The following is a 25,692-nucleotide window of genomic DNA, read 5'->3' as shown; positions in this document are numbered from 1 at the left end:
TCACCCCTCGCTGGTCATCACCACACAGGCATAGGATTGCGCCTTCAGTTCCTTGCAGGCGGAAACCGCCGAAGACTGGTCTTCAAAGCCGGTGAAGCGGGCGCGGTAGAGCGTCGCCGATCCACTTTGCACGGCTTCGGTATAGGGGGCGATCCCGGCATAGCTGCCGATGTTGGAGCGGGCATTGGCGAGCAGCGAGCGGGCGGCGGCTTCGCTGTCGGTCGCGGCAATCTGCACTTCCCAGCGGCTTCTCTGGCCCGTGGGCTGGCCGATGGCAGCCGCGGGGGCGGGTTTCGGAATGGCCGAGACCTGGATCATATCCGCCATCTGGTTATTGGCCGTGGCGATCTGCATGGCGACCGGGTCGGAGCGGCGTTCGGCGAACATCGGCAGTGGTACGGCAGCGGGCGGCACATCGAAGGTGCGGCTGACATTGGCGCTGGCGACAAGCTGTTCGGTGTTGCGGCTTCTCGATGCCTGCGGTACGGTCTTGTCGAGAAGGGCGGCCATCTGCGCATCGCGGCTACGCGCCGTCTTGCCGCCCAGCACGACGCCGACAACGCGGCGACCATTGTGATTGATGGCGCTGACGAGGTTGAAGCCGGAGGCATTGGTGTAGCCGGTCTTGATGCCGTCCATGCCCTGATAACGATACATCAGATTATTGTGGCCACGGATGCGCTTGCCTCGGAAACTGAAGGATTCCATGGCGAAGAGGCCATATTCCTTGGGAAAGTCGCGCTGCAGCGCAAGGCCGAGCTTGGCCATGTCACGCGCCGTCGTCACCTGCGATTTGCTGGGCAGGCCGGAAGCGTTGCGGAACACCGTTTTCGTCATGCCCAGCTGGCGGGCCTTGCGGGTCATCATTTCGGCAAACCTTGCCTCGGAGCCGCCGAGGTGATCGCCCATGCCTTCCGCCATGTCGTTGGCGGATTTGACGATCATGCCATAAACCGCCTCACGCACGGTGAAGGTCTGACCCTGGCGTACGTAAAGCTTCGAGGGGATGGTGGCTGCGCCGTTCTTGGACATGGTGATCTTCTGGTCCCAGCGAAGCCGGCCGGCATGCAGCGCCTCGAAAGTCATGTAGAGCGTCATCATCTTGGTCAGCGAAGCGGGGTGGTTCAGCACATCGGCATTGCGAGCTGCCAGAACCTTGCCGGTATTGGCATCCATGATGAAGTGGGCGTAGCCGGCCTGCGCAGGCGATGCCTGCAATGAGAGGATCGCGCAAAAGAAGGTGAGTGCGAAGACCCATGCACCCGCCATTCCCCGTTTGACCGTTCCCGACATAATCCACCCCTTTTGTTCGATCGCCGCAATGAGCGAAGTTTTACTGACACTTTCCGGCAACAAAACCGCTAAAACTTTAGAGATCGCTTTCATGCTTAATTAAGAATGAATTTCAACCCGCACGCGGCCTCCACAATTTCCTTGAAAAGAAACCAACCATCCGGTATGTTTAAGGCATGACAAATGCACATGAACGTAAAAAGCAGCCCGAGGTCGTGCGTCGCAATCTTCTGGATTGCGCGGCGAAACTTGCTGCTGATCAGGGTGTTGCCGCACTTTCGGTGCAGGCGGTGGCCAATGCGGCAGGGGTGACCAAGGGCGGGCTGTTCCACCATTTCGCCTCCAAGCAGGTGCTGCTGGAAGCGGTGATGGCGGACCTGATTTCGGCGCTGGATGCGGAAATCGATGCGCTCATCTCACAGGATTGTGAAGCTTACGGATGCTTCACGCGGGCCTATGTGAACGCGGTTTTTGCCGATCGCGGCCGGGATTCGGGCAGACAATGGGCCGCGCTGTCGGTTTCTATGGTCGGTGAACCGTCGCTTCGGCGCATGTGGACCAGCTGGTTCGAGGGGCGCCTGAGCCGTCATAAAGAAACGGATGACCGGGTGGTACTGGAACTGGTGCGGCTTGCGGCTGACGGCATCTGGTTTGCCGATCTTCTGGCCGATGATGGCAGGGCAGGTGGTGACAGGGCGGCTCTCAAGACGCAGATGATCGCCCAGACGAAAAAGGAAATGGAACGATGAATGCGGCTGTCTTTACCTATGGAGCGCTTGTAGCGGCCATTGTCTGCGAGGTGATCGCGACCTCATTCCTGCAGCAGTCGCAGCAATTCACCCGGCTTTTGCCGACAGTACTGATGGCGCTGTTTTATGGCGCGGCCTTTTATCTGCTGTCGTTCACGCTGCGGGCCATGCCGGTCGGCGTTGCCTATGCGATCTGGAGCGGGCTCGGCATCGTGCTGATTTCCGGCATCGGCTATTTCGTGTTCCGCCAGACGCTGGATTTCGCTGCCGTGGTTGGTCTCGGGTTTATCGTGACGGGGGTGGTGATCGTGAATGTGTTTTCGAAGACGGTGGGGCATTGAGACTGGCTGCTAAGGTCGTTCGCGAGGACAACATCCGCACGCCGTCACCCCGGACTTGGATACCGGGGTCCAGCGCGATCAAGTCTTTGATCGCAGGAGACTCTTTCACGGCGCAGATGCGCCGTGGCTGGATGCCGGATCTAGTCCGGCATGACGGCAGAGAATGGAGCGGCCTCCGATGCACCTCCGGAGCACCTTCTGCCTCGTCAGCATCAAGCCAGAATGCTGCGATCCACATCCGTGATCAGCCTTTTGCCGCAAAGCGCCATGCTGACATCCATTTCCTTGCGGATGATCTCGAGCGCCGTCGTCACGCCCTGCTTTCCATCGGCGCCGAGGCCATAAAGGAAGGGGCGGCCGATATAGGTGCCTTTGGCGCCGAGCGCCACGGCCTTCAGCACGTCCTGACCGGAGCGAATGCCGCCATCCATGTGCACCTCGACTTTATCGCCGACGGCATCGACGATCTTCGGCAGCATGGCGATGGAGGAGTGCGCGCCGTCGAGCTGGCGGCCGCCATGGTTGGAGACGATGATGGCGTCGGCGCCGGTATCGAGCGAGGCGCGGGCGTCTTCCTCGTCAAGGATGCCCTTGAGGATCAGCTTGCCGCCCCAGCGTTCCTTGATCCATTCGACATCCTTCCACGACAGGCGCGGATCGAACTGCTCCGCCGTCCAGGAGGAGAGCGAGGAAAGGTCGGAGACATTTTTGGCGTGGCCGACGATATTGCCGAAGCTGCGGCGCTTGGTGCGAGCCATGTCCATGCACCATTTCGGCCGGGTCGCCATCTGCCAGATATGTTTCGGGGTGAATTTCGGCGGTGCGGAGAGGCCGTTGCGAAGGTCCTTGTGCCGCTGGCCGAGAATTTGCAGGTCGAGCGTCAGCACCAGCGCCGAGCAGCCGGCGGCCTTGGCGCGGTCGATCAGGTTATTGACGAAGTCCCGGTCTTTCATCACGTAGAGCTGGAACCAGAAGGGTTTCGAGGTAACGGAGGCGACATCCTCGATGGAGCAGATGCTCATGGTGGAAAGCGTGAAAGGCACGCCGAATTCTTCGGCTGCTTTGGCGGCCAGCATTTCGCCATCGGCATGCTGCATGCCCGTCAGCCCGGTGGGGGAGAGCGCCACCGGCATCGAAACCTTCTGGCCGATCATTTCGGTGGCTAGCGACCGGTCGGTCATGTCCACCAGCACGCGCTGGCGCAGCTTTATCTTGGAAAAATCATCCTCATTGGCGCGGTAGGTGCTTTCCGTCCACGCGCCGCTATCGGCATAGTCGAAAAACATTTTTGGCACACGGCGCTGAGCCTGTTGCTTCAGGTCCGCTATGGTCAGGATTTTGCCCATGGATAAAGCCTTCACATTTGAATGATGGCTTCACATAACATGAATGGGACGGCTGCAACATCAAAATCGACGGGGTGGATCACCAGAAAGCCCGCAAAAACAGCTCGGCTCCCAATAAAAGCAGGCAGATGAGGAACCAGCGCCGGAATGTGGCCGGGCTGACGATGTTACGGATCTTCTGGCCGAGCCACATGCCGAGAAGCGCGGGCAGCACGGCGAGTGCGGAAACCGACAGGTGCTCGACGCGGAAGGCGTTCTGAGAGGTAAGGCCTGCGGCAAGCGCAATGGTCGAAACCGTGAAGGAAAGGCCGAGCGCCTGCACGAGATCGTCGCGGTTGAAACCGAGCGACTGAATATAGGGCACGGCGGGCACGACGAAAATTCCGGTGCCGCCGGTCAGCAGGCCGGTTGTCAGCCCTATGGCCGGCGAGAGGCTGGATTCCAGCCGTGCCGGAACGGAGAGGGGTTTGGCGAAGAGGCTGTAGGCCGCATAAGCAGCAAGGCATAATCCGAGTGCCGAGGTGGTCCAGATGCCGGTGCCAGCCGTCATCAGCCGGATGCCGATGAGAGTGCCGGCGGCGATGGCGATCATCATCGGCCACAGCCGCGCGACGATGGCCCTGAAATCCGGCCCGGCCAGCAATTGCCAGATATTGGTAACGAAGGAGGGCAGGATCAGCAGCCCTGCGGCAAGGACGGGCGGCATGAACAGGCCGAGCACACCCATGGCGACGGTGGGCAGTCCCATGCCGGTCACGCCCTTGACGATGCCCGCGACGGTGAAGGTCGTGAAGACCATGAGCATTGTGGTTGTGTCTAAATCCGGCAAGGGCGCACTCCAGAGGTCATTCGCGTTTTTGCCGACTGGTGTCAGGCAATCATAGGACGCGAGTGGGTGCGGCGGATTCCTTCTCCCCGCCGGGGAGAAGGTGGCCCGAAGGGTCGGATGAGGGGGCAACGTTGCCATATCTCACCACCCTTGCCCCCTCATCCCGCTGCCGCGGACTTCTCCCCGGCGGGGAGAAGAAAGACGCGGCACCCGCTCACTCCAATGTGTGACCGATATAAATGAGGCCGCAGCTTTATGTTTCGGCCCCAGCCGAACTATGCCAGCACGCTCTTCATCGCCCTGCCGGCCACATAGGTTTCCACCACCGTGCGGTCATCACCCATGGTCAGCATCAGGAAGAGTTCTTCCGTCAGGCTGTTCACCACTTCCATCTTCAGCGCCATGGCGGGGGTGGAGGAAGCGTTGAGCACGGTGATGTCCGCGTCCGTGCCGGCGTCCAGCGTGCCGATGCGGTCGACCATGGAAAGCGCTTCGGCATTGCCGCGGGTCATCAGATACCAGCTTTCCAGCGGGTTGAGGCGCTCGCCCAGCAATTGCTGGATCTTGTAGGCCTCATCCATGGTGCGCAGCATGGAATAACTCGATCCGCCGCCGATATCGGTCGCAACCGCGATCCGCACCGGCTTTTCGCGACGTTGCAGCTTTTTCATCGGGAACAGGCCGGAGCCGATGAAGAGGTTCGAGGTGGGGCAATGTACGGCCACCGCGCCGGTTTCCGACAGCACATCCGCCTCGCGCTCCGAGAGGTGGATGGCGTGACCGAGCAGGGTCTTTTTGCCCATCAGGCCGTAGCGCACATAGATATCGGTATAGTCGGTCGCTTCGGGGTAAAGCTCGCAGGTATATTTGATCTCGTCGAGATTTTCCGAGAGATGCGTCTGGATGAAGAGATCGGGGAATTCCTGCGCCAGCGCCTGCGCGGCTTCCATCTGTTTCGGGGTGGAGGTGATGGCAAAGCGGGGGGTGATGGCGACGTGGTTGCGGCCCTTGCCGTGCCAGTCGGCGATGACAGCGCGGGTCTCGTCATAGGAGGTTTCCGGCGTGTCCAGCAGGCCCTGTGGGGCGTTGCGGTCCATCATCACCTTGCCGCCCACCACCAGCATGTTGCGCTTCATGGCTTCGGTAAAAAAGGCGTCGGCGGAAGTCTTGTGCACGGAGCAATAGGCGGCGGCCGTGGTGGTGCCGTGGCGCAGAAGCTCGTCGTAAAAATGCGTGGCGATGCGCTGGGCATGGGCGCTTTCGACGAAACGGCATTCCTCCGGGAAAGTATAGGTGTTCAGCCATTCCAGCAGATTGGCGGCATAGGAGCCGATGACCTGCATCTGCGGGAAATGCAGATGCATGTCGATGAAGCCCGGCACGATGAGATGCGGCCGGTGGTCCTTTTCCTCGATATCTTCGGGGGCTTGCTTGCGGATATCGGCGTAGTCGCCGATGGCGGCGATCCGGCCGTCTTCGATCAGCAGGCCACCGTCTTCGATATAGAGATAGCTTTGCGTATCGTCGATTGCGAGCGGCGCGCGGCGGAAGCTCAGCAGGCGGCCACGCAGCAGAACCATGCTCATTCAGTCTTTCCTTCGGCTTTTCCAGCCCCGGAAACCGCGCTTTCATACCAGGCGGTCAGCACCTTGCGCTCATCCGGGGTGATGGCGGTGATGTTGCCGGGAGGCATGGCATGGCTGCGGCCGGCTTGCAAATAGATTTCGCGCGCATGGGCGGCGATCTGTTCGTCGGTTTCGAGCTTTACGGATTTCGGTGTGAAGGGCACGCCTTCCCACACCGGCTCGACCGCATGGCACATGGAACAGCGGCCCTGAACCACTTCACGCGCCTTGGCGAAATGGGCGTCGACGACGAATTGCTGCTGCATCGGCGACAGTGTCGCGGCCTTCTGTTCTTCTTCGCCGGTCAGCACCTTCGGCACAGTGGAAAGCCACATGATGACGATGAAGATCAGCGCGGTCAGCAGCCAGGTCCAAGTCGGCTTGCCCTTGCGGGCATGGGTGGTGTTGAACCAGTGGCGGATGGTGACGCCCATCAGGAAGACCAGTGCGGCGATGATCCAGTTAAACTGCGTGGCAAAGGCCAGCGGATAATGGTTCGACAGCATGAAGAAGATGACGGGCAGCGTCAGGTAGTTGTTGTGCAGCGAGCGCTGCTTGGCGATGCGGCCATATTTCGGGTCCGGCGTGCGCCCGGCGACGAGGTCGGCCACGACGATCTTCTGGTTCGGAATGATGATGAAGAACACGTTCGCCGACATGATGGTGGCGGTGAAGGCACCGAGATGCAGGAACGCGGCGCGGCCGGTGAAGACCTGCGTATAACCCCATGCCATCGCCACCAGCGCGACATAGAGCACGATCATCAGGCCCCAGGTATTGTTGCCAAGCGGCGATTTGCAGAGGAAATCGTAAAACAACCAGCCAATGGCAAGCGAGGCGAGCGACAGACAGATGGCCTGGAACTGGGTAAGCGCCAGCACCGAATGATCGATGAGGAAGAGATCCGCGCCGCCATAATAAACGATGCAGAGCATGGCGAAGCCGGAAAGCCAGGTAACATAGCTTTCCCATTTGAACCATGTCAGGTGCTCGGGCATCTGGGCAGGCGCGACCAGATATTTCTGGATGTGATAAAAGCCGCCGCCATGCACCTGCCATTCCTCGCCATAGGCTCCCGGCGGCAGATGCGGCCGTTTTACCAGCCCGAGATCGAGCGCGATGAAATAAAAGGATGAGCCGATCCAGGCGATGGCGGTGATGACGTGGAGCCAGCGGACGGCAAAGGCCATCCATTCCCACGCAATGGCATATTCGTACATGCGGTTCCCCTGATCCTTGTGCAGCGCACCTTGCGAGAAATTTGACCGTTAGGAAAGGGAAAAGCAGAGGGCAGGAGGTGATTGTTCACAATCTGGTTCGCTTGTGTCCACAACATCGGTCGAAGCGGCTCGCCTCTGGTGGCAGGCCCGGTAAAGTTGCAGTGGAGGTTTGCTGTCGCATAGTTTGTGCTTAGCTGGCTAACGCGACTCAGCTATTATCCTTTGTGCAGCCTGCCAATGTGCTAAAATAAAAGGCTGCGGAGCTTTGGAGTGCCCTGCGTCCGAAAGGACGCGACAAAGGACGCTCTAACTTTTTAAGTGGCGCATCGTTCCTGGCGAAAATCGGTCTCGATTTTCAAGCCGATGCGCAGGGCTCCCATGACATGTTTCGCTGGCGGTTCATGCCGAAAGCGGGTGCTGCGAACCCTGGGGCGGGGGCAGTTCAGGGGGCGGGTGTCGCAGTTCCCGGTGCCATCGCGTCCGGGTGCGTGTTGATGTGTGGAATTTGAATAAAGGGACGCAATGACCTTCCGGCAACCGCCGTTGTTTCAACGGAGACCATGCCGATGCGCCTTGTTCTGACGGTTCTCTTCCTGCTTTTGGCGTTCACCGCCACAGCGCTTGCCCATGAATCCCATAAGGGGTTCAAATATGAAAGCTATTGCTGCAACGGCGATGCCCAGACGGGAGATTGCCAGATGATCCCCACGCGAAGCGTTCGTGTCACGCCGGATGGTTATGAGGTGTCGCTGGCCCCCGGCGATCATCGCATGGTCACGCGGCGGCATGTCTTCAACTGGTCGCAACGCGAGGCAAGACGGTCTGAGGATGGCGAATATCATCTCTGCCTCTTCCCGGATGAAGACACGCCGCGCTGTTTTTATGCGCCGGACATGGGGTATTGAGATGGCTGCGGCCGGCTTTCCTCGATCCGCTGCAATATCCAGTCGCGAAATAGCCTTATCTTGCGAATGTTCCTGCGGTTTTCCGGATAGACCAGCCAATAGTTCTGTCCTTCGCTGCTAAGATGCTCGAAGGGTTGATACAGCCGGCCGAGTGCAATTTCGTCCGCATAAAGTTCAGGGGTGAGCATGGCCACGCCCTGGCTGGCGATGGCCGCCGCGGCTTCGAATGCCTGGACGTTAAGGCGGCTGCGCGGATAACGGTCGAGGCCTGGATTTTCGACACCTACTTCCTGAAACCATTGGCTCCACCAGATGTCGCCGGGATCGATGATGCGCAGGCGCAGAAGATCCTCCGGCTTTTTCAATCCGCCGATGGTTTCGGCAAGGTCGGGATGCAGCATCGGCGTATAAACGCCCCTGACAAGCCGGTGATAAATCAACCCCTTGCCATCGTCGTTGCTCCAGCGGATGGCGACATCGCAATCGGACTGCGCAAAATCGATCAAGGCGTTGGAGGTTTCCAGCCGGACGGCGATCGAAGGATGTTCAAGCTGGAACGCCCCCAGATGTCGTGAAAGCCAGCGTGATGCGAAAGTGGCGGTGGAATGAATGGTCAGCGTCGTGTCTGACGTGTCACGCACATTGTCGACGGCTTCCCGCAGGCTGTTAAAGGCCTCGGCCACTCTCGGCGCCAGCTTCTGCCCGGCCTCGGTCAGCTGAACCTGGCGCGCTTTGCGTATAAAGAGCGGCTCGCCGATATTCTCCTCCAGCAGCTTCACCTGATAGCTGACCGCCGTCTGCGTCATGCCCAGTTCCTCGCCAGCCTTGGTGAAACTCAGATGCCTGGCAGCGGCCTCGAACACGCGCAAGGCATTCAGCGGGAACTGGCGAGACATTTTCATGGATAAGTTCTCTTTATGCTAATCGCCAAAGGTTTCATTGGTTTTTACTCATAAATCAGAGCATTTTTAGCCCAACTCATCAACTGAGCTTCTGACATTTTTGAATGGAGACGAACATGCGCACAGCACTCTTGCGCGCGTGGTCCCGCCTGCGCGCGGGCCTGCGGACAGCGGAACGGTTTGCCCTTGAAAGCATTGCGCCCGACAATCTGGCGGATGAAAGCCTGCCCGACGGGCTCAGGCGTGATCTTGGCCTTGAGGATGGCCGTGTCGATTTTCGTTGCGACGGATTTCGGCAGCGGAAAATGCTTGCAACAACTCGGCTGCCACAAGGGCCGCTATGACGGCGGGGCGCTTGTCCCTGACGCTATTGCCACCGATGGGCAAAGTGAGTTTTGCAAGGCGGGAAGGCGGTTCGCCCTCCCGCTCCAGCCAATGGGAGAAGGTGGCGCGTTTGGTCTTTGAACCGATCATACCGACATAGGCGAGATCGTCGCGGGCAAGCGCTTCCTTGGCTATGAGGAAATCGAGCGCGTGATCATGGGTGACGATGATCGCTGCCCCGTTTGTCGGGATTTTCGCGACGAGCGCCTCCGGTATGGGAGTGAGCACGGATGTGGCATCGGCTGGAAGATCGTGCAACTCCGTTTCCCGGGTTTCCACCACTGTCAGCGTCAGGGGCAGCAGCGACAGTGCTTCGGCCAGTGCCTTGCCGACATGACCAGCCCCGAAAATGAAGACGGCGGGCTGCTGTTCGGCTTCGCCTTTCAGCCGCGTCTCAAGAGCGACCGCGATCTCCTTCGTCACCCGCTGGAAGCGGATGAGGGTGCGGCCGCCGCAGCATTGGCCGATTTCCGGGCCGAGCGGAATATCCATGCGGTCCTCGGCCGCACCATTCCTCAACATGGCGCGGGCATGGTCCATCGCCATATATTCGAACTGTCCGCCACCGATTGTTGCCCACAGCGCATCCTGACTCACCAGCATGAAGGTTCCGGCTTCACGCGGCGAGGAGCCCTTGACGGCCTCGATTTCCACGAGGATCGCGGCGGGGGAGCGGGCGAGGAAGTTGGAAAGGGAGGTGTCAGGCATTGGTGCTAGCCCCCTCATCCGGCGCTTTGCGCCACCTTCTCCCCGGCGGGGAGAGGAAACCTGCCGCGTTGTCGCGGCAATTCAAGAGGCTTTTGGCCGCAGCGGGGAGCTTGCGGGAACTTTCTTCTCCCCGCCGGGGAGAAGGTGGCCCGAAGGGCCGGATGAGGGGGCTTGGCCGCATGGATACTTCCCCTCACACCTTCTTCAGCCGTTCCACCGCCATCAGAACCCGTTCGGGCGTTGCCGGCGCATCGAGGCGCGGGCAGACCTTGTAATCGGCGACGGAGGCGACCGCCATGGAGAGAGCTTCAAGAACCGAGATCGCCAGCATGAAGGGCGGTTCGCCCACGGCCTTGGAACGGCCAATCGTGGGTTCGGCATTTTCCGCCCATTCCGCCAGCTTGACGTTGAAACTCTTCGGCCGGTCGGAGGCGAGCGGGATCTTGTAGGTAGAAGGCGCGTGGGTGCGCAGCCGTCCCTTGCCATCCCACCACAATTCTTCCGTCGTCAGCCAGCCCATGCCCTGCACGAAGGCGCCTTCCACCTGGCCGATATCGATGGCCGGGTTCAGCGATTTGCCGACATCGTGGAGGATATCGGTGCGCTCCATCATATATTCGCCGGTCAGCGTATCGATCGACACTTCCGAGCAGGCCGCGCCATAAGCGAAATAATAAAATGGCGTGCCGCGGCCGGCCGCCCGATCCCAATGGATTTTCGGCGTCTTGTAAAAACCGGCGGCGGAAAGCTGCACGCGGGCGAAATAGGCCTTTTTGATGAAATCATTGAAGGCGATTTCCTCGAGGCCGATGCGCACCCGGTTCGGCAGGAAGACGACCTCTTCTTCGGGGACGCTCCAGTTCTCTGCGGCGAATTTGACCAGCCGCTCGCGGATCTGGCGGGCGGCGTCATAGGCCGCCATGCCGTTCAAGTCCGTACCGGAGGAGGCGGCGGTGGCCGAGGTATTCGGCACCTTGCCGGTGGTCGTTGCGGTGATTTTCACCCGGCCGATATCCACCTGGAAGGCATCGGCCACCACCTGCGCCACCTTGGTATAAAGGCCCTGGCCCATTTCGGTGCCGCCATGGTTCAGGTGGATGGAGCCGTCATTATAGATATGCACCAGTGCACCCGCCTGATTGAAGGCGGTCATGGTGAAGGAGATGCCGAATTTGACGGGCGTGAGCGCGATGCCCTTGCGGATGATCGGGCTCGTTTTGTTGAACTCGATGATCGCCTCACGTCGCGCGCGGTAGTCGCTGGAGGTTTCCAGCTCCTCGACGATGCGGGCGATGATGTTGTCCTCGACCTCCTGATGATAGGGCGTCGTGGTGCGGCCCGAGCCGGTCTCGCCGTAGAAATTCAGCTTGCGGATATCGAGCGGGTCCTTGCCCACCGCATAGGCGATTTCCTCAATGAAACGTTCCGCGCCCAGCATGCCCTGCGGGCCACCGAAACCGCGAAAGGCGGTGTTGGAGACGGTGTGGGTTTTCAGCGGCCGCGAGGTGAGGTGCACATGCGGATAGAAATAGCTGGAATCGGCGTGAAACAGGGCGCGGTCTGTCACCGGACCGGAGAGATCGGAGGAAAAGCCGCAGCGGGCGGCATAGGTGGCGTCGACGGCGTGGATGCGGCCTTCCTCATCGAAACCAAGCTCGTAATCGACGCGGAAATCATGGCGTTTGCCGGTCGCTGTCATGTCCTCGTCGCGGTCGGGGCGGATTTTCACGGCCCGGTTCAGCTTCTTGGCGGCGATGGCGCAGAGGGCGGCGAACTGGTTGCCCTGCGTTTCCTTGCCGCCGAAACCGCCACCCATGCGGCGCACCTGCACCGTTACAGCATTGGACGGCACCTGAAGCATATGGCTGACAATGTGCTGGATTTCGCTCGGATGCTGGGTGGAACTCCATAGCGTCACCTCGTCATCCTCGCCCGGCACGGCCATGGCGATGTGGCTTTCGAGATAAAAGTGTTCCTGCCCGCCGATCCGCATCGTGCCGGTGAGGCGGCGGGGTGCGACATCCATTTCGATCTTGGCATCGCCGCGCTTAAGTGTCATCGGATCGATGACCAGCGCGCCGCCATTTTCAATCGCCGTGTCGATATCGGTGAAATGCGGCAGGTCCTTATAGGTGATCTTCGCCTTGCGGGCCGCCTTTCTGGCGATATCGCGGGTTTCGGCAAAAACCGCGAAGATCGGCTGGCCGTGGAATTCCACCTTGGTTTCGGCCAGCAGCGGTTCGTCGTGACGGCCGCCGGAAGAGATGTCGTTTTCGCCGGGCACGTCCTTGGCAACCATGACCCAGAGCACGCCGGGTGTTTTTTCCACTTCCGAGAGGTCCATCGAAACGATTTCGGCATGTGCCCGGTCGGCAAGGCCGAGAGCGCCGTGGATCAGTCCGGCGGGTTCGGGAATATCGTCGATATATTCGGCGCTGCCCGTCACATGCTTATGGGCGGAATCGTGCCGGAGCGAAGCGTGCATCGGGCCGTCGATTTCGGTCTTGGTCTTGTCGAAGCTTGTGGTGTCCATGGTTCAAGCCTCTCCTTGGTGAATTACGGCATATGACAGCGATAATAGTCCCTCATTCCTGTGCTTGTCACAGGAATCCAGCCAGCCCAAGTCTTTGGGCTGAAAAGAGTCTTTCGCCGCGCAGACGCGCGTCGGCTGGATTCCTGTGACAAGCACAGGAATGAGGGAGGGTGCGGGTGCCGCCATCGCCATCATCACGCCTCCTGAAGCGAGAAACGGCTGAGTTCCTGCTTTTGCCCCGAAGTCTCGAGGAAAAACCGCGTCAGCAGGTTCTTGGCCGTCAGTTGCCGATATTCGGCAGTCGCACGCCAGTCGGTCAGCGGGGTGAAATCCTCGTCCAGCAGATCGCGCGCCGCATCGATCGTTTCTTGGCGCCATGGTTTGCCGAGAAGGGCTGCCTCCAGATGCGCGGCGCGTTTCGGCGTGCCGGCCATGCCGCCAAAGGCGATGCGGATGTCTTCGACCGCGCCGTCGGCATCGAGCGTCAGGTTGAAGGCGCCGCAGAGCGCGGAAATATCCTCGTCGCGCCGCTTGGAGATTTTGTAGACCGCGTAGTGGCTTTCGGCTTTCTGGAACGGGATGAAGAGTTTTTCGACGAATTCGCCGCTCAGCCGGTCCTGTTTGCCATAGTCGATGAAGTAGCTTTCCAGCGGCACGGTGCGGCTGCCGGAGGAGGAGCGCAAGGTTAGCGTTGCTCCAAGTGCGATCAGCGCAGGCGGGGTATCGCCGATGGGCGAACCGTTGGCAATATTGCCGCCGATGGTTCCCATATTGCGCACCTGCTCGCCGCCGAGGCGGTCGAACAGCCGGGCAAGCGGCGGGAAGTGTTCCGCAATGGTCTTGAAGGCCTGGCTGTAGGTGACGCCGGCGCCGAGTGTTACGCCGTCCTCATCCACGGTGATGGTTTGCAAATCCCCGAGATTGTTGATGAAGATCACCGGGTTCAGCGCCCGCATCTGCTTCGTCACCCACAGGCCGACATCGGTGGAGCCAGCCACGATGGTCGCCTTTGGTTCAGCAGCGTAAATCTCGGTCAGTTCGGCCAGTGTCGCTGGAATGATGGTGCGGTCCTCGCCGTGGGTGACGATGATCGTCTCATTGGCGCGGATCGCCCAGAGCCTGGCCATGATATCGGTGCGGTCCCGTTGCAGCGGGTCGAAGAGGGCGCTCGGCCGCGCAGCGGCGATCTTTTCGGCGGCGCGCACGATCGGCTCATAACCCGTGCATCGACAGAGATTGCCTTGCAGCGCCTTTTCAATGTCGGCGCGGCCGGGGTTTTCACTGGAAAGCCACAGGCCGTAAAGCGACATGATGAAGCCCGGCGTGCAGAAACCGCATTGCGAGCCGTGGAAATCCACCATCGCCTGCTGCACGGGGTGAAGCGTGCCATCGCGCGCGGCCAGATGCTCGACCGTCACGATATGGGTGCCGTGCAGAGAACCTAAAAAGCGGATGCAGGCATTGACGCTTTCATAACGCAGCGAGCCGTCCAGCAGCCGCCCGACCAGCACCGTGCAGGCGCCGCAATCGCCTTCGGCGCAGCCTTCCTTTGTCCCGGTCAACCGCTTGCTGATGCGGAGATAATCGAGAAGCGTGTCTGTCGGTCCGAAATCCTTCAGCGAGATGGTTTCGCTGTTGAGGATGAAGCTGATCGCGTCGTTCATGCAATGCCCTGCTTTTTTTGACCGGCTGCCGAGCCGGTTTCTTGTCATTGTCCCTGCGCATCATATGCACGCCCGCAGGCGTATATCGATTTCCGTTTTGGCAATTCATTGTTTCCAAAACGGAAAGAAAGTTTGGCAATTATTGCGCCGTCCAGCCGCCATCAACGGAAATATGGGTGCCGGTAATGTTGCTTGCGGCATCGCTTGCCAGAAACAGTGCAGCGGCGGCGACGTCATCGACGGTGACGAACTGCTTGGTCGCCTGCAGTTCCAGCATCACGTCGTTCTTCACCGCCTCTTCGCTGATGCCGCGCACTTTCGCCATTTCCGGTATCTGCTTTTCGACGAGCGGTGTGAGCACATAACCCGGACAGATGGCGTTGACGGTAACCCCGGTCTGCGCAAGCTCGAGCGCTGCCGTCTTCGTCAGGCCCATGATGCCGTGCTTGGCCGCCACATAGGCCGATTTGAACGGCGAGGCGACGAGACCGTGGGCGGATGCGATGTTGATGATACGGCCTTTTCCGGCCTTCTTCATCAGCGGTATCACAGCCCGCATGGTATGGAAGGAACTGGTCAGATTGATGGCGATGATCCAGTCCCATTTCTCCGGCGGAAATTCCTCGATGGGCGCGATATGCTGGATGCCGGCATTGTTGACGAGCACATCCACGGAACCAAGTTTTTCGTTGGCGGAATTGATGAGGTCGGCGATCTCGTCCGGTTTCGTCATGTCCGCCGGGTGGTAAAGCACACGCCCGCCGCTTTCTGCTTCCAGCAGAAGACGAAGCTTCTCAATCTCGTCCTCGTCACCAAAGCCGTTCAGCACGATATTGGCGCCCTCCCGCGCAAATCGCTGGGCGATGCCGAGGCCGATACCGCTTGTGGAGCCTGTCACGATAACTGTCCGATGCATGCTTTCCCCTTTTTGCATTACTTCGCACATATTTAAGCAGGGTATGCCCAAAGGGGGCGGGCTGGCAATCGCCCATTTCGGGGGTCATTTCGGGGGAGTACGGTGGAGCGGCAAAACAGGCCGCAGCCATCCAATTTTTCGAAGCTAAGCATCCAGATTCTGCATTTGTGTGCGGGGCCTTCCGTTCCTATCTCTCAGGCAAGCAAACAGAGGTATCGTTATGGAACTCGGTCTTTACACATTCGCCGATGTCAATCCCAATCCTGCCGATGGTCGTGGCCCGGAAGGCGCACGCCGGCTTAAGGATCTCCTGGAGGAAATCGAGCTTGCCGATCAGGTCGGGCTCGATGTTTTCGGGCTGGGCGAGCACCACCGCCCCGACTATGTCGCTTCCTCACCCTCCACCGTTCTCGCGGCGGCGGCGGTGAAGACGAAGAACATCCGCCTGACGAGCGCCGTTTCGGTGCTGAGTTCGGATGATCCGGTGCGGGTGTTCCAGCAGTTTTCGACCGTCGATCTTCTCTCGAACGGCCGCGCCGAGATCATGGCGGGGCGCGGGTCCTTCATCGAATCCTACCCGCTGTTCGGTTACGATCTCGAGGATTACGACGTGCTCTTCGCCGAAAAGCTCGATCTGCTTTTGGCGCTGCGGGAGCAGGAAATCGTCACCTGGTCCGGCACCAAGCATCCTGCCATTCACGGGCGCGGCGTTTATCCGCGGCCCTTGCAGGAGCGTCTGCCGGTGTGGATCGCGGTTGGCGGCACGCCGCAATCGGTGGCGCGGGCCGGCGCCATGGGTCTGCCGGTGGCGCTTGCCATCATCGGCGGTGAATATCGCCGCTTTGCACCGCTGTTCGATCTCTATCATGAGGCTGCGCGCCGCGCCGGGCAAGAAAAGACGAAGCTGCGCACCAGCATCAATGTGCACGGCTTCATTGCCGACACCACCGACAAGGCGGCGGACCAGTTTTACGGACCGCAGGCGGAGGTGATGAACCGCATTGGCCGCGAGCGTGGCTGGGGGCCGACGAACCGCGCGCATTTCGACGCCGCACGCGGGCCGGAGGGCAATCTCTTCCTCGGTGAGCCGGAGCTGGTGGCGGAAAAGATCATCAAGGCGCATGGCGTGTTCAGGAATGACCGCTTCCTGCTTCAGATGGCCATCGGCCTGATGCCGCACGATCAGATCATGCGCGGCATCGAGCTTTATGGTACGAAAGTCGCCCCTATCGTCAGAAAAGAATTGACGGGGAGCGCCGATCCGGTGAAAGCCACGGCCTGATGATTGCCAAGGCGGGCGCTTTCAGACCCGCCATACAGAACGACGGACAGAGACATGGTCATTTCCACCGAAGAAGAACTGGTTCTGCTGAAGGACATCGGCCGTTTATGCGCCGTCGCGATTCAGACCATGGCGGACGCGCTGGAACCCGGCATCACCACGGCCGAGCTGGATGCCATCGGCCGCAAGGTGCTGGAGGATAACGGTGCGCAATCGGCGCCGGAATTCTGCTACAAGTTTCCCGGCGCGACCTGCATCAGCGTCAATGAGGAAGTGGCTCACGGCATTCCGGGTCCCCGCATTATCAAGGCGGGCGATCTCGTCAATATCGATGTCTCGGCGGTAAAGAACGGCTTTTTCGGCGATACGGGTTCATCTTTCGCCGTGCCGCCGGTGAAGAAGGACATCGAACGGCTGTGCCGCGATGGCAAGCGCGCCATGTGGACGGGCCTGCAGCAGGTGAAGACCGGCCGGCCTTTCGCCGATATCGGCAATGCCATCGGCGCTTTCGCCAAGAAGAACCGCTATACGCTGATCACCAATCTCGCCAGCCACGGCATCGGCCGCTCGCTGCACGAGGAGCCGAAGGAGCTGGCGACCTGGCCGGACAAGGACGAGCGGCGCATCATGCAGGAAGGCATGGTGTTCACCGTCGAGCCGTTTCTCTCGACGGGCGCCTATTGGGCCGAAGACGGCGATGACGATCCATGGACGCTCTATAGCGATCCGAGCGCGCCGACGGTGCAGTATGAGCACACCGTGGTTGCGACCAAGAACGGGCCGCTGGTGCTGACGCTGGCTGAGTGAGGGGCGGGGACTGGCTTCCGTTCATCAAGGGCAAATTACAAACGTCCATTATCTCGTCTTGGCCCTTGGGTGAGGCGAGCGGGTGCCCCTTGTTTCTTCTCCCCGAGGGGGAGAAGTCCGCGGCAGCGGGATGAGGGTGCACCCTCGCTGGATTTCGGAGAGCTTGCCCCCTCATCCGACCCTTCGGGCCACCTTCTCCCCGGCGGGGAGAAGAAACAAGCGGCGACATCCGACGATTCATGACAGATAACGACCGCTTATAACGCCGATCAAAATAACTCGCTTGTCCCTTATCCGCCCCGTTGCGATAAGCCATGCATGAGCATCGACAAGCCACTTTCCGCCAAACATCTGACTGCACTTGGATTTTCCGGGGCGCTGATGATGGCCTCCGCCATGGGTTTCGGCCGCTTTTCCTTCACCCCCATTCTACCCGGCATGATGGCGGATGTTCCGCTTTCGGCGGGGGATGCGGGGATCGTGGCGGCCGGGAATTTCGCCGGTTATCTGGCGGGGGCGGTTCTGGCGGCCTATTCGTGGGGTTCGGGGCGGGAACGGCTGGTGGCGCTTTGCGGCCTGTTTTCCACCGGGGCATTGTTGCTTGCCATGGCGGCTTTCAACTCCGTCGCGGCCTTCACCGTCATCCGGTTTCTGGCCGGTGTCGCCAGCGCGCTGACCATGATCTTCACCTCGCAGATCGTTATCGGCCATGCCGTCAAGGCGGGCAGGGACAGCGTTCAGGCGCTGCATTATGGCGGCGTCGGTGCGGGCATCGCGATCTCCTCGCTTGCGGTCTATCTGATCGGCGTCGTTTTTGACGGCGGCGGTTCCTCATGGCGGGAGGAGTGGATTGCAGGCGCTGTCTTTTCCTTCATCACATTCATTCTCGTCTGGCGGGTGCTGCCCGCAGGCCCGCCGCGACATGCATCCTCGGTCGCGGAGCCGCCGCTCCACTGGACGCGGCCGCTCTTCCTGACGACGCTGGCCTATGGGCTTTTCGGCTTCGGTTACGTCATCACCGCGACCTTCATCGTGGCAATCGCCCGCATGGCCGCCGCCGGCGCTTTCGTGGAATTTCTGGCCTGGTTCATCACCGGCTGCGCCGCCGCCATTTCGCTTTTCCTCTGGAAACCGGTCTTGAAATCGCAGGGGCTGAAACGCGCCTTCGTCATCGTTCTTGCCGTCGAAGCCGTCGGCGTCTTCGCTTCCGTCATGCTGCCGCCGGTGCCGGGTGTTCTCGCCGGAGGCCTGCTTCTCGGGCTGACCTTCATGGTCATCACCGCTTATGGCCTGCAGCTCGGCCGGGAATTTGCCGGGCCGAGCCCGCGTCGTGCCTTTGCGCTGATGACGGCTGCCTTCGGCACGGGCCAGATCGTTGGGCCGCTTGCCGCCGGCTGGATTGCCGAGGTGACGGGAAGTTTTACCGCGCCCAGCATTCTCGCTTCGGCCGTGCTCGTCGTCAGCATTCTGCTGATGCTGCCAGTGCTTGCCACGGAGCAACGGCGTTAAGTCTTTGACGGCGTCCTGACCGGTCCGAATTCACGCTGTTTTGCGGGGATCGCGCCACTATCTGCGCCTTACATCTTGTTAAGGTCGTCGCTTCTCCGTTGCTGTGCACAAATTTCTGCCCTAGGTTCGGGCCATCTAGTGCTTCGCCAATAATGGCTGATTTCAAACGCGCGTGAGTTCGAAACGTGTTTCATTCCTTTTTTCCCAAACCGAAAATCTTCTTCACGTCGGCCATTATCTGGGCTTTTTTCGCCATTCTTGGATGGTATTTCATCGTTGAAGGGTTAGGTCGGTCTTGGGGCTATGTAATGCCTGAACAGGAACCCTACGATCTCAGCTACTTCCTGGTCCCGGCTAACCTGTTCTTCTACGGCTATCTGGCATTGTGTCTGGCGGCGTTCGGCGGTGTATGGACCGTTATCGCCAAGGATCATCCCTGGAAATTCTGGTCCATCTGGGGATCGCTGCTGATTATCGCGGTGACCTATTTCGGCGTTCAGATTTCCGTCGTCATCAACAATTTCCGGCGGCCTTTCGGCGACCTTTTGCAAAATGCCCTGTCGAAACAGCCGGGTATCGAGGTCTGGGATTTTTACAGCCTACAGATCGTCTTCGCCAAGATCGCCTTCCTCAGCATGGCTGTTTCGATCCTGACGGATTTCTTCACCAGCCATTATATCTTCCGCTGGCGCACCGCGATGAACGACTTCTACATGTCCAAATGGGAAAAGCTGCGCCATATCGAAGGTGCCTCCCAGCGTGTTCAGGAAGATACGATGCGGTTCTCCTCAACGCTTGAGGGGTTGGGCATTACGCTTATCAACTCGGTGATGACGCTCGTCGTCTTCCTGCCGATCCTGTTTGCGCTGTCGTCCTATGTCTCGGAATTGCCGATCCTCGGTGAAGTGCCGCATGCGCTGTTCTGGCTGGCGATTGTCTGGTCGGTATTTGGTACGGTGCTTCTGGCGACAGTCGGCATCAAGCTGCCCGGCCTGAACTTCCGCAACCAGCGTGTGGAAGCCGCCTATCGCAAGGAACTGGTCTATGGCGAGGACCACGCCGACCGCGCCCAGCCGCCGACAGTCAAGGAACTCTACTCCAATGTGCGGAAAAACTATTTCCGCATGTACTGGCACTATCTCTATTTCAACGTCGCACGGTATTTCTACATTCAGGCCGATGCGGTGTTCCTGCTTCTGATGCTCGTTCCGACCATCGTGGCGGGCAAGATCACCTATGGTATTTACCAGCAGATCGCCACGGCCTTCGGTCAGGTCAGCAATTCGTTCCAGTATCTGGTCAATTCATGGACCACGATCATCGAGCTGCTGTCCATCCACAAACGTCTTGTGGCCTTCGAGGCCGCAATCGACGACAAGCCCCTGCCGGATATTGACGAGCGCTATCTTCAGCGCGAAGCGGAAGCCGGAGAACTGGCGGCCAACAAGCCCTGAAAAAAGGCGGTCGATTGGCCGCCTTCAGGTCTTGAGCACGTCGTACGGAGACGATGTGTTTGGTGAACTGCCTCATCCGCACCCGTCACCCCGGACTAGATCCGGGGTCCAGCGCGATCAAGTCCTTGATCGCAAAAGACTCTTATCACGGCGCAGACGCGCCGTGACTGGATGCCGGGTCAAGCCCGGCATGACGGAGGAGGGGTGTTCGACCTTGTCACGAACCGGAGAGTATGAGGAAGTTTACCCCTCAGTCTTTTGTTTCTTCCGCGCCTCGATCATCGGCATCGCCTCAGCATAGCTCACACAGGCGACATCCTGCCTGCCGCAGACTTCGCGCAGCAGCCGCTCATAGGCGTTCCAATAGGCGCCGCCATTCATCTTCACGAAGTGAAAGCCCATCTGCAACGGAATGCGTTCGCCATTATATTGCCTGTCAAAAGCTTTGCGGAAGGCCGTATAGGCGCGTTCCTCGAATTCCTTCGAACGATCGGGCGTTTCGACGCCGATGGAGTGGCGGATGAAGAGATTGTAGTCCATGGCGATGATCGGGCGGTTTTCCGGACCTTCGGGAATGAGCGGCAGGCCGAAATGCTCGATGCCCTCGCGCTCCACCGGCCATTCCGGCCCCTTGGTGATGCTGGTGGCGTCATAAATGAAGCCGTGCTTTTTCTGCGCGGCGGTCAGCGCCGGCCCCTGTGATAGATAGGGCGCGCGAAAACCGTTGATCTTTTTCACCATGTTGCGCCAGCCTTCGGGTTCCTCGCCCTTTTTGCCGATCATCTGCCAGGCGTTTTCCAGCGTGCTGGTGAAGGTGGTGAATTCGCCGTCCCATTGTTCGGCGGTCCATTGCCCGCCATCGAAATGGCCGCAGGTGTGGTTGCCGATCTCGTGACCTTCGCGATAGGCCGCCCAGATGTTCCTCAGCCTTGCCTCCACCTCTTCGGGTGACTGGCCGAAACCGACATTGGAACGACCCGCCTTCTGGCCGGGCCCCTGATAGGTCTTGGCGCTGGTCTTCCTGTCCATCACCAGCGTGCAGGCAAGGAAATAGGTGAAATGCGCGCCGACTTGCTTGCCCGTCGCACGGCTTCTTTCCCACAGCGTATTGTCGCCCGCACCGTCGAAGGAGACGATGACGAGCTGCTTCGGCTTCTCAGCCTCTTCGGCAAAAGCGGGAAGGGCGGCGAGAAGCGACAGGGAAAAAGCGGCAAGTGAGCGAAACATCAGTTATCCGTCATATGAAACATCCTGGCCTTTTGCGGGTGGAATAAGGCGAAGCTTTGAATAGTCTGGCGTTTTCGTGACTTTCGGCCTAATTCCTGTTGCAGCTTGCGGTGATAGGGCCGCTTCGTTCCACCGGGGGACCGTGTTTCATGATTTTTCTCGCACTCTGTCTTGCCTTGTTTTTGCTGACGCATCTTTTGAAGGTGGTTGCACCGCAGTTTCGCACGCGGATGATCGCGGCGATGGGAGAGGGGCCTTTCAAGGGCGTCTATTCGCTTGTCAGCCTCATCACGCTCGGCCTGGTCATCTATGCCTTCGGTGAAGCGCGGCAGGAAACCGGAATGTTGTGGTATCCGCCGGTCTGGATGAGCCACATTGCCGTGACCCTGATGCTGCCGGCGATGATCTGTCTTATCGCCAGCCTCATACCGGCTGGCCACATCGCGACGAAGACGAAACATCCGCTCATCCTTTCGGTCAAGATCTGGGCGCTCGCGCATCTTCTGGCCAATGGCGAGACGTCTTCGATCCTTCTTTTCGTATCGTTCCTTGCCTGGGGCGTGGTGATGCGGATTTCACTGAAGCGCCGGGAACGAGCGGGCGAAAAAGTGGTCCGGGACTTCGTTTCAGGCCGCTACGATCTGGTGGCCATTGTCGGCGGCATCGTTCTGTGGGGTGCATTCATCCTGAAACTGCACGAATGGTTGATCGGCGTTCAGCCCATCGCCATGTAGGAAATCAACGTTTCCCCCTTACATATCAGGCAAAATAGGCTAGAAGGCCGACCATGACCCGGTTGGCCTGACTTTTGCTGACCCGGGTAAGCGGCTTGGTATGTCCGCGAACGGATGGATCGGCGACGATCTCCGCGCGGGTAACGGAGAATTTGATGGCAAACGAAAATGATACCTTTATCCGCGAAGTGAACGAGCAGATCCGTTCCGAGCAGCTGTCGCGCTTCTGGGGCCGTTACGGTATCGTGGTCGTTGGCGCCGCCATTCTCGTGGTTGTCGGCGCTGCCGGTGCCGGCATCTACGAATACTGGAACACCAGCCGCGCTTCGAATTCCGGGGACCAGTTCCTTGCGGCGCTGAAGCTTGCTTCCGAAAACAAGACGGACGATGCGCTGAAGGCCTTTGCCGATCTGGAAACCTCCGGTCACGGCAATTATCCGGTTCTGGCGAAGTTCCGTTCCGCCACGCTGCTGTCGCAGAAGGGCGATGCGGCCGGCGCCATCGCCGCCTTCACCGCCATCGGCAACGACACATCCGCACCGCAGGTCTTCCGCGATACCGCCAAGGTACGCGCGGCGTGGCTGCTGGTGGATAACGGCACCTATGACCAGGTCGTCGCACTGGCCGAGCCGCTCAGCGCCGAGGGCCAGACCATGCGGGCGTCTGCCCGTGAGGCGCTGGGTCTTGCGGCATACAAGGCCGGCGATTTCGTCAAGGCCAAACAATGGTTCGAGCAGATCGTCGGCGACGCGCAGGCGCCGCGCAACGTGACGAACCGCGCACAGATCATGCTCGACAATATCACCGCTTCGGGCAAAGCTGCTTAACGCCGCTTCGCCACGCGAGATCGCCCCGGCATTTCTTCGCATTGCCAAAGCGATCCAACTCTTTATTTTACGCATGTCTTTTGCCCAAAACAGGTAACGTTTTGGGCAGACTTGCTTCAAGGAACCAGGATCAATGAGCTTCACCGTCGCCATAGTCGGGCGCCCCAATGTCGGCAAGTCCACGCTTTTCAACCGTCTCGTCGGAAAGAAGCTGGCGCTGGTGGACGATACGCCGGGTGTGACCCGCGACCGCCGCCCCGGCGAGGCGAAGCTTGTCGACCTGCGTTTCACCATCATCGATACCGCCGGTCTGGAGCAATCCGGGCCGGAAACGCTTCAGGGCCGCATGTGGGCGCAGACCGAAGCGGCAATCGACGAAGCCGATGTGACGCTGTTCGTCGTCGACGCCAAGGCCGGCCTGACGCCCGCCGACGAGACGCTGGGCGAAATGCTGCGCCGTCGCGGCAAGCCGGTGGTGCTGGTGGCCAACAAGTCCGAAGCGCGCGGTTCCGATGCCGGTTTCTACGATGCCTTCACGCTCGGCCTCGGTGACCCTTGCCCGATCTCGGCCGAACACGGTCAGGGCATGATTGACCTGCGTGACGCGATTGTCGAGGCAATCGGCGAAGACGTCGCTTTCCCGCCTGATGTTGATGAGGCAGAGACGGATATCGTTCTGCCGCGCAGCGAGCCGGGCAGCGAGGATGAAGAAGACGAAGAGCCGGTTTATGACGAGACCAAGCCGCTGCGCGTCGCCATTATCGGCCGACCGAATGCGGGCAAGTCGACGCTCATCAACCGTTTCCTCGGCGAAGACCGGCTGCTGACCGGCCCGGAAGCGGGCATTACCCGCGACAGTATTTCGGTCGAATGGGACTGGCGCGGCCGCACCATCAAGATGTTCGACACCGCCGGCATGCGCCGCAAGGCCAAAGTGACGGAGAAGCTGGAAAAGCTCTCGGTGGCGGATTCGCTGCGCTCCATCCGCTTTGCCGAAACCGTGGTGATCGTGTTCGACAGCACCATTCCCTTCGAAAAGCAGGATTTGCAGCTGGTCGATCTCGTCATCCGCGAAGGCCGCGCCGCCGTGCTCGCCTTCAACAAATGGGATCTGGTGGAAGACCCGCAGGCCTATCTGGCCGATCTGCGTGAAAAGACCGAGCGTCTGCTGCCGCAGGCGCGCGGCATTCGCGCCGTGCCGATTTCCGGCCAGACGGGTTATGGCCTCGACCGGCTGATGCAGAATATCATCGATACCGACAAGATCTGGAACCGCCGCATCTCCACGGCCAAGCTGAACCGCTGGCTGGATTCGCAGACGACGCAGCATCCGCCACCGGCCGTTTCCGGTCGTCGTCTCAAGCTGAAATATATGACGCAGGTGAAGGCCCGCCCGCCGGCATTCATGATTTCCTGCACGCGGCCGGAAGCTATTCCGGAAAGCTATACGCGTTATCTGGTGAACGGTCTGCGCAAGGATTTCGACATGCCGGGTGTGCCGATTCGTGTGCATTATCGTGGGTCTGATAATCCGTTCGAGAGCAAGGCGAAGAAGCGGCGTTGATTTTGACGTGAAGGGTCGCCGCGTATTTCTTCTCCCCATTCGGGAGAAGGTGGCCCGAAGGGTCGGATGAGGGGGCACCCTCTCCGTATATCTCGACCGTCGCCCCCTCATCCCGCTGCCGCGGACTTCTCCCCCTCGGGGAGAAGAAACAAGCGGCATCCGCTCGTCCCAATTTCACGGTTTTGAAGAGTAAAAGACCATGCTGATCAAGCAGACCGACTATCACCGGATTTACCGCGTCATCAACAGCCTGCTCATCAGCCAGAATGCCGATCCCGCCTCGGCCTCCATGTATTTCAGCACCTTCGGCGCCTTTATCCTGCAGCAGCACTACAAGGTGAAGGCCGTGCCGAAGGGCGGGCTTGCGGCCTATAATCTCGGTGGAACGGTCCTGCTATTCGCCGATCACCGTGAAGACGGTTATGTGACGGGTGCGGGTGAGAATTTCCATTGCTGGATCGAGGCGGATGGCTGGGCGATCGATTTCATGGCCCCGGCATTTTCGGAAGGTGCCGGTGGGCTTTCCGTGCCGGCGAAAATGTTCCAGCGGCCGCTTGCCGCCATGGCGGCATCCATCAACGATCTCGGGCAATCCGGCGATTTCTTCTATCGCTCCGAACCCGAAGCCACGGCCAAGCGCTTTGCCGACTGGCACAGGCAGGCGATGATCGGCGATATGGCGAGCGTTGCCGCTAACTGGTTCCGCAAGTCACCGAAACAGATGGCCGCATCGCTTTCGGTAACGGATCGCGACGGCAAGGCGCGGACCGTGCCGCTTTCCGGCCAGATGCTCACCGGAGCATGGTGAAGGCAGATTACGCCGCGCAGTGTCGATCCCGAAGGTTTTGTCAGCAAAAGGTCTTTTGATTTATA

General features: G+C 59.9%; 22 protein-coding genes. 11 read left to right on the top strand and 11 right to left on the bottom strand.

Annotated elements, in window-relative coordinates:
• Positions 1-1,269, bottom strand: a complete 1,269-nt coding sequence (locus tag FY152_09815; protein UXS33260.1) for a D-alanyl-D-alanine carboxypeptidase — start codon at positions 1,267-1,269, stop codon at positions 1-3.
• 200 nt (positions 1,270-1,469) lie between these two features.
• Here FY152_09815 and FY152_09810 point away from each other — a divergent pair, with 200 nt between their 5' ends.
• A complete protein-coding gene (locus FY152_09810; GenBank protein ID UXS32369.1) occupies positions 1,470-2,042 on the top strand; it encodes a TetR/AcrR family transcriptional regulator in 573 nt (190 codons plus the stop codon).
• The gene (locus FY152_09805; GenBank protein ID UXS32368.1) at positions 2,039-2,383 is read left to right on the top strand and encodes a multidrug efflux SMR transporter; all 345 of its coding nucleotides are present in this window, start codon (positions 2,039-2,041) and stop codon (positions 2,381-2,383) included. The genes FY152_09810 and FY152_09805 overlap by 4 nt, the downstream gene beginning before the upstream one ends.
• A 212-nt stretch (positions 2,384-2,595) precedes the next feature.
• Here the strand turns inward: FY152_09805 and FY152_09800 are convergent, their stop codons facing one another.
• The 4 genes from FY152_09800 to puuD form a co-directional block, all read right to left on the bottom strand.
• Entirely contained in the window at positions 2,596-3,729 is a 1,134-nt protein-coding gene (locus FY152_09800; GenBank protein UXS32367.1) for an alpha-hydroxy-acid oxidizing protein, read from the bottom strand.
• 79 nt (positions 3,730-3,808) lie between these two features.
• Positions 3,809-4,558 carry a sulfite exporter TauE/SafE family protein gene (locus FY152_09795; GenBank protein ID UXS32366.1) on the bottom strand — a complete coding sequence of 250 codons (750 nt, stop codon included), beginning with the start codon at positions 4,556-4,558 and terminating at the stop codon, positions 3,809-3,811.
• A gap of 275 nt (positions 4,559-4,833) precedes the next feature.
• Positions 4,834-6,144, bottom strand: coding sequence for a guanine deaminase (guaD, locus tag FY152_09790; protein UXS32365.1), 1,311 nt, complete (start codon positions 6,142-6,144; stop codon positions 4,834-4,836).
• Entirely contained in the window at positions 6,141-7,403 is a 1,263-nt protein-coding gene (puuD, locus tag FY152_09785) for a urate hydroxylase PuuD (GenBank protein ID UXS32364.1), read from the bottom strand. Before puuD ends, guaD begins: the two co-directional genes overlap by 4 nt.
• A 566-nt stretch (positions 7,404-7,969) precedes the next feature.
• On the opposite strand from puuD, the gene FY152_09780 reads away from it, so the two are divergent.
• A complete protein-coding gene (locus FY152_09780) occupies positions 7,970-8,308 on the top strand; it encodes a hypothetical protein (protein ID UXS32363.1) in 339 nt (112 codons plus the stop codon).
• Here the strand turns inward: FY152_09780 and FY152_09775 are convergent.
• The 5 genes from FY152_09775 to FY152_09755 all read right to left on the bottom strand — a co-directional run bounded on the left by FY152_09775 (position 8,284) and on the right by FY152_09755 (position 15,415).
• Entirely contained in the window at positions 8,284-9,210 is a 927-nt protein-coding gene (locus FY152_09775; GenBank protein UXS32362.1) for a LysR family transcriptional regulator, read from the bottom strand. The genes FY152_09780 and FY152_09775 overlap by 25 nt on opposite strands.
• Positions 9,211-9,447: 237 nt before the next feature.
• Positions 9,448-10,302: a xanthine dehydrogenase accessory protein XdhC gene (xdhC, locus tag FY152_09770; protein UXS32361.1), complete on the bottom strand. Its 855-nt coding sequence runs from the start codon at positions 10,300-10,302 to the stop codon at positions 9,448-9,450.
• A 193-nt stretch (positions 10,303-10,495) separates the two neighbouring features.
• Entirely contained in the window at positions 10,496-12,835 is a 2,340-nt protein-coding gene (gene xdhB, locus FY152_09765) for a xanthine dehydrogenase molybdopterin binding subunit (protein ID UXS32360.1), read from the bottom strand.
• Between the two features lie 194 nt (positions 12,836-13,029).
• Positions 13,030-14,499, bottom strand: a complete 1,470-nt coding sequence (gene xdhA / locus FY152_09760) for a xanthine dehydrogenase small subunit (protein ID UXS32359.1) — start codon at positions 14,497-14,499, stop codon at positions 13,030-13,032.
• 139 nt (positions 14,500-14,638) lie between these two features.
• A complete protein-coding gene (locus FY152_09755; GenBank protein ID UXS32358.1) occupies positions 14,639-15,415 on the bottom strand; it encodes a 3-hydroxybutyrate dehydrogenase in 777 nt (258 codons plus the stop codon).
• Between the two features lie 220 nt (positions 15,416-15,635).
• Between FY152_09755 and FY152_09750 the strand changes: the two genes are divergently transcribed.
• From FY152_09750 to sbmA, 4 genes are all read left to right on the top strand, one after another.
• On the top strand, positions 15,636-16,697 hold the full coding sequence (locus FY152_09750) for an LLM class flavin-dependent oxidoreductase (protein ID UXS32357.1): 1,062 nt from the start codon (positions 15,636-15,638) through the stop codon (positions 16,695-16,697).
• A gap of 54 nt (positions 16,698-16,751) precedes the next feature.
• Positions 16,752-17,504 (top strand): type I methionyl aminopeptidase, encoded by a 753-nt coding sequence (map, locus tag FY152_09745; GenBank protein ID UXS32356.1) that lies wholly within the window; start codon positions 16,752-16,754, stop codon positions 17,502-17,504.
• 318 nt (positions 17,505-17,822) lie between these two features.
• On the top strand, positions 17,823-19,013 hold the full coding sequence (locus FY152_09740; protein UXS32355.1) for an MFS transporter: 1,191 nt from the start codon (positions 17,823-17,825) through the stop codon (positions 19,011-19,013).
• A 185-nt stretch (positions 19,014-19,198) separates the two neighbouring features.
• On the top strand, positions 19,199-20,467 hold the full coding sequence (gene sbmA, locus FY152_09735) for a peptide antibiotic transporter SbmA (GenBank protein ID UXS32354.1): 1,269 nt from the start codon (positions 19,199-19,201) through the stop codon (positions 20,465-20,467).
• Between the two features lie 243 nt (positions 20,468-20,710).
• On the opposite strand, the gene FY152_09730 is transcribed toward sbmA, so the two are convergent.
• A complete protein-coding gene (locus FY152_09730) occupies positions 20,711-21,694 on the bottom strand; it encodes a polysaccharide deacetylase family protein (GenBank protein UXS32353.1) in 984 nt (327 codons plus the stop codon).
• A gap of 149 nt (positions 21,695-21,843) precedes the next feature.
• Here FY152_09730 and FY152_09725 point away from each other — a divergent pair, with 149 nt between their 5' ends.
• The 4 genes from FY152_09725 to FY152_09710 all read left to right on the top strand — a co-directional run bounded on the left by FY152_09725 (position 21,844) and on the right by FY152_09710 (position 25,627).
• Complete coding sequence (locus FY152_09725) at positions 21,844-22,428, top strand: NnrU family protein (protein ID UXS32352.1); 585 nt, start codon at positions 21,844-21,846, stop codon at positions 22,426-22,428.
• Between the two features lie 155 nt (positions 22,429-22,583).
• Positions 22,584-23,255, top strand: a complete 672-nt coding sequence (locus FY152_09720) for a tetratricopeptide repeat protein (protein UXS32351.1) — start codon at positions 22,584-22,586, stop codon at positions 23,253-23,255.
• A 133-nt stretch (positions 23,256-23,388) separates the two neighbouring features.
• Positions 23,389-24,819 carry a ribosome biogenesis GTPase Der gene (gene der / locus FY152_09715; GenBank protein ID UXS32350.1) on the top strand — a complete coding sequence of 477 codons (1,431 nt, stop codon included), beginning with the start codon at positions 23,389-23,391 and terminating at the stop codon, positions 24,817-24,819.
• A gap of 199 nt (positions 24,820-25,018) precedes the next feature.
• Positions 25,019-25,627, top strand: a complete 609-nt coding sequence (locus FY152_09710) for a DUF2026 domain-containing protein (GenBank protein UXS32349.1) — start codon at positions 25,019-25,021, stop codon at positions 25,625-25,627.
• The last annotated feature ends 65 nt before the right edge of the window (positions 25,628-25,692 follow it).

The organism is Agrobacterium tumefaciens, assembly GCA_025560025.1.
GTDB lineage: Bacteria > Pseudomonadota > Alphaproteobacteria > Rhizobiales > Rhizobiaceae > Agrobacterium.
Note: the sequence above shows the minus strand (reverse complement) of the source record. Positions and strands in the feature narration are given on the sequence as shown.

Bases quoted from the DNA above. Each gene is read 5' to 3' on its own strand.
- guaD (UXS32365.1), bottom strand. From the start codon at position 6,144: ATGAGCATGGTTCTGCTGCGTGGCCGCCTGCTGAGCTTCCGCCGCGCG.
- FY152_09810 (UXS32369.1), top strand. From the start codon at position 1,470: ATGACAAATGCACATGAACGTAAAAAGCAGCCCGAGGTCGTGCGTCGC.
- FY152_09750 (UXS32357.1), top strand. From the start codon at position 15,636: ATGGAACTCGGTCTTTACACATTCGCCGATGTCAATCCCAATCCTGCC.
- der (UXS32350.1), top strand. From the start codon at position 23,389: ATGAGCTTCACCGTCGCCATAGTCGGGCGCCCCAATGTCGGCAAGTCC.
- FY152_09720 (UXS32351.1), top strand. From the start codon at position 22,584: ATGGCAAACGAAAATGATACCTTTATCCGCGAAGTGAACGAGCAGATC.
- FY152_09725 (UXS32352.1), top strand. From the start codon at position 21,844: ATGATTTTTCTCGCACTCTGTCTTGCCTTGTTTTTGCTGACGCATCTT.
- FY152_09740 (UXS32355.1), top strand. From the start codon at position 17,823: ATGAGCATCGACAAGCCACTTTCCGCCAAACATCTGACTGCACTTGGA.
- FY152_09780 (UXS32363.1), top strand. From the start codon at position 7,970: ATGCGCCTTGTTCTGACGGTTCTCTTCCTGCTTTTGGCGTTCACCGCC.
- xdhC (UXS32361.1), bottom strand. From the start codon at position 10,302: ATGCCTGACACCTCCCTTTCCAACTTCCTCGCCCGCTCCCCCGCCGCG.
- xdhB (UXS32360.1), bottom strand. From the start codon at position 12,835: ATGGACACCACAAGCTTCGACAAGACCAAGACCGAAATCGACGGCCCG.
- FY152_09755 (UXS32358.1), bottom strand. From the start codon at position 15,415: ATGCATCGGACAGTTATCGTGACAGGCTCCACAAGCGGTATCGGCCTC.
- FY152_09800 (UXS32367.1), bottom strand. From the start codon at position 3,729: ATGGGCAAAATCCTGACCATAGCGGACCTGAAGCAACAGGCTCAGCGC.
- FY152_09805 (UXS32368.1), top strand. From the start codon at position 2,039: ATGAATGCGGCTGTCTTTACCTATGGAGCGCTTGTAGCGGCCATTGTC.
- puuD (UXS32364.1), bottom strand. From the start codon at position 7,403: ATGTACGAATATGCCATTGCGTGGGAATGGATGGCCTTTGCCGTCCGC.
- FY152_09730 (UXS32353.1), bottom strand. From the start codon at position 21,694: ATGTTTCGCTCACTTGCCGCTTTTTCCCTGTCGCTTCTCGCCGCCCTT.
- map (UXS32356.1), top strand. From the start codon at position 16,752: ATGGTCATTTCCACCGAAGAAGAACTGGTTCTGCTGAAGGACATCGGC.
- xdhA (UXS32359.1), bottom strand. From the start codon at position 14,499: ATGAACGACGCGATCAGCTTCATCCTCAACAGCGAAACCATCTCGCTG.
- FY152_09710 (UXS32349.1), top strand. From the start codon at position 25,019: ATGCTGATCAAGCAGACCGACTATCACCGGATTTACCGCGTCATCAAC.
- FY152_09815 (UXS33260.1), bottom strand. From the start codon at position 1,269: ATGGCGGGTGCATGGGTCTTCGCACTCACCTTCTTTTGCGCGATCCTC.
- FY152_09775 (UXS32362.1), bottom strand. From the start codon at position 9,210: ATGAAAATGTCTCGCCAGTTCCCGCTGAATGCCTTGCGCGTGTTCGAG.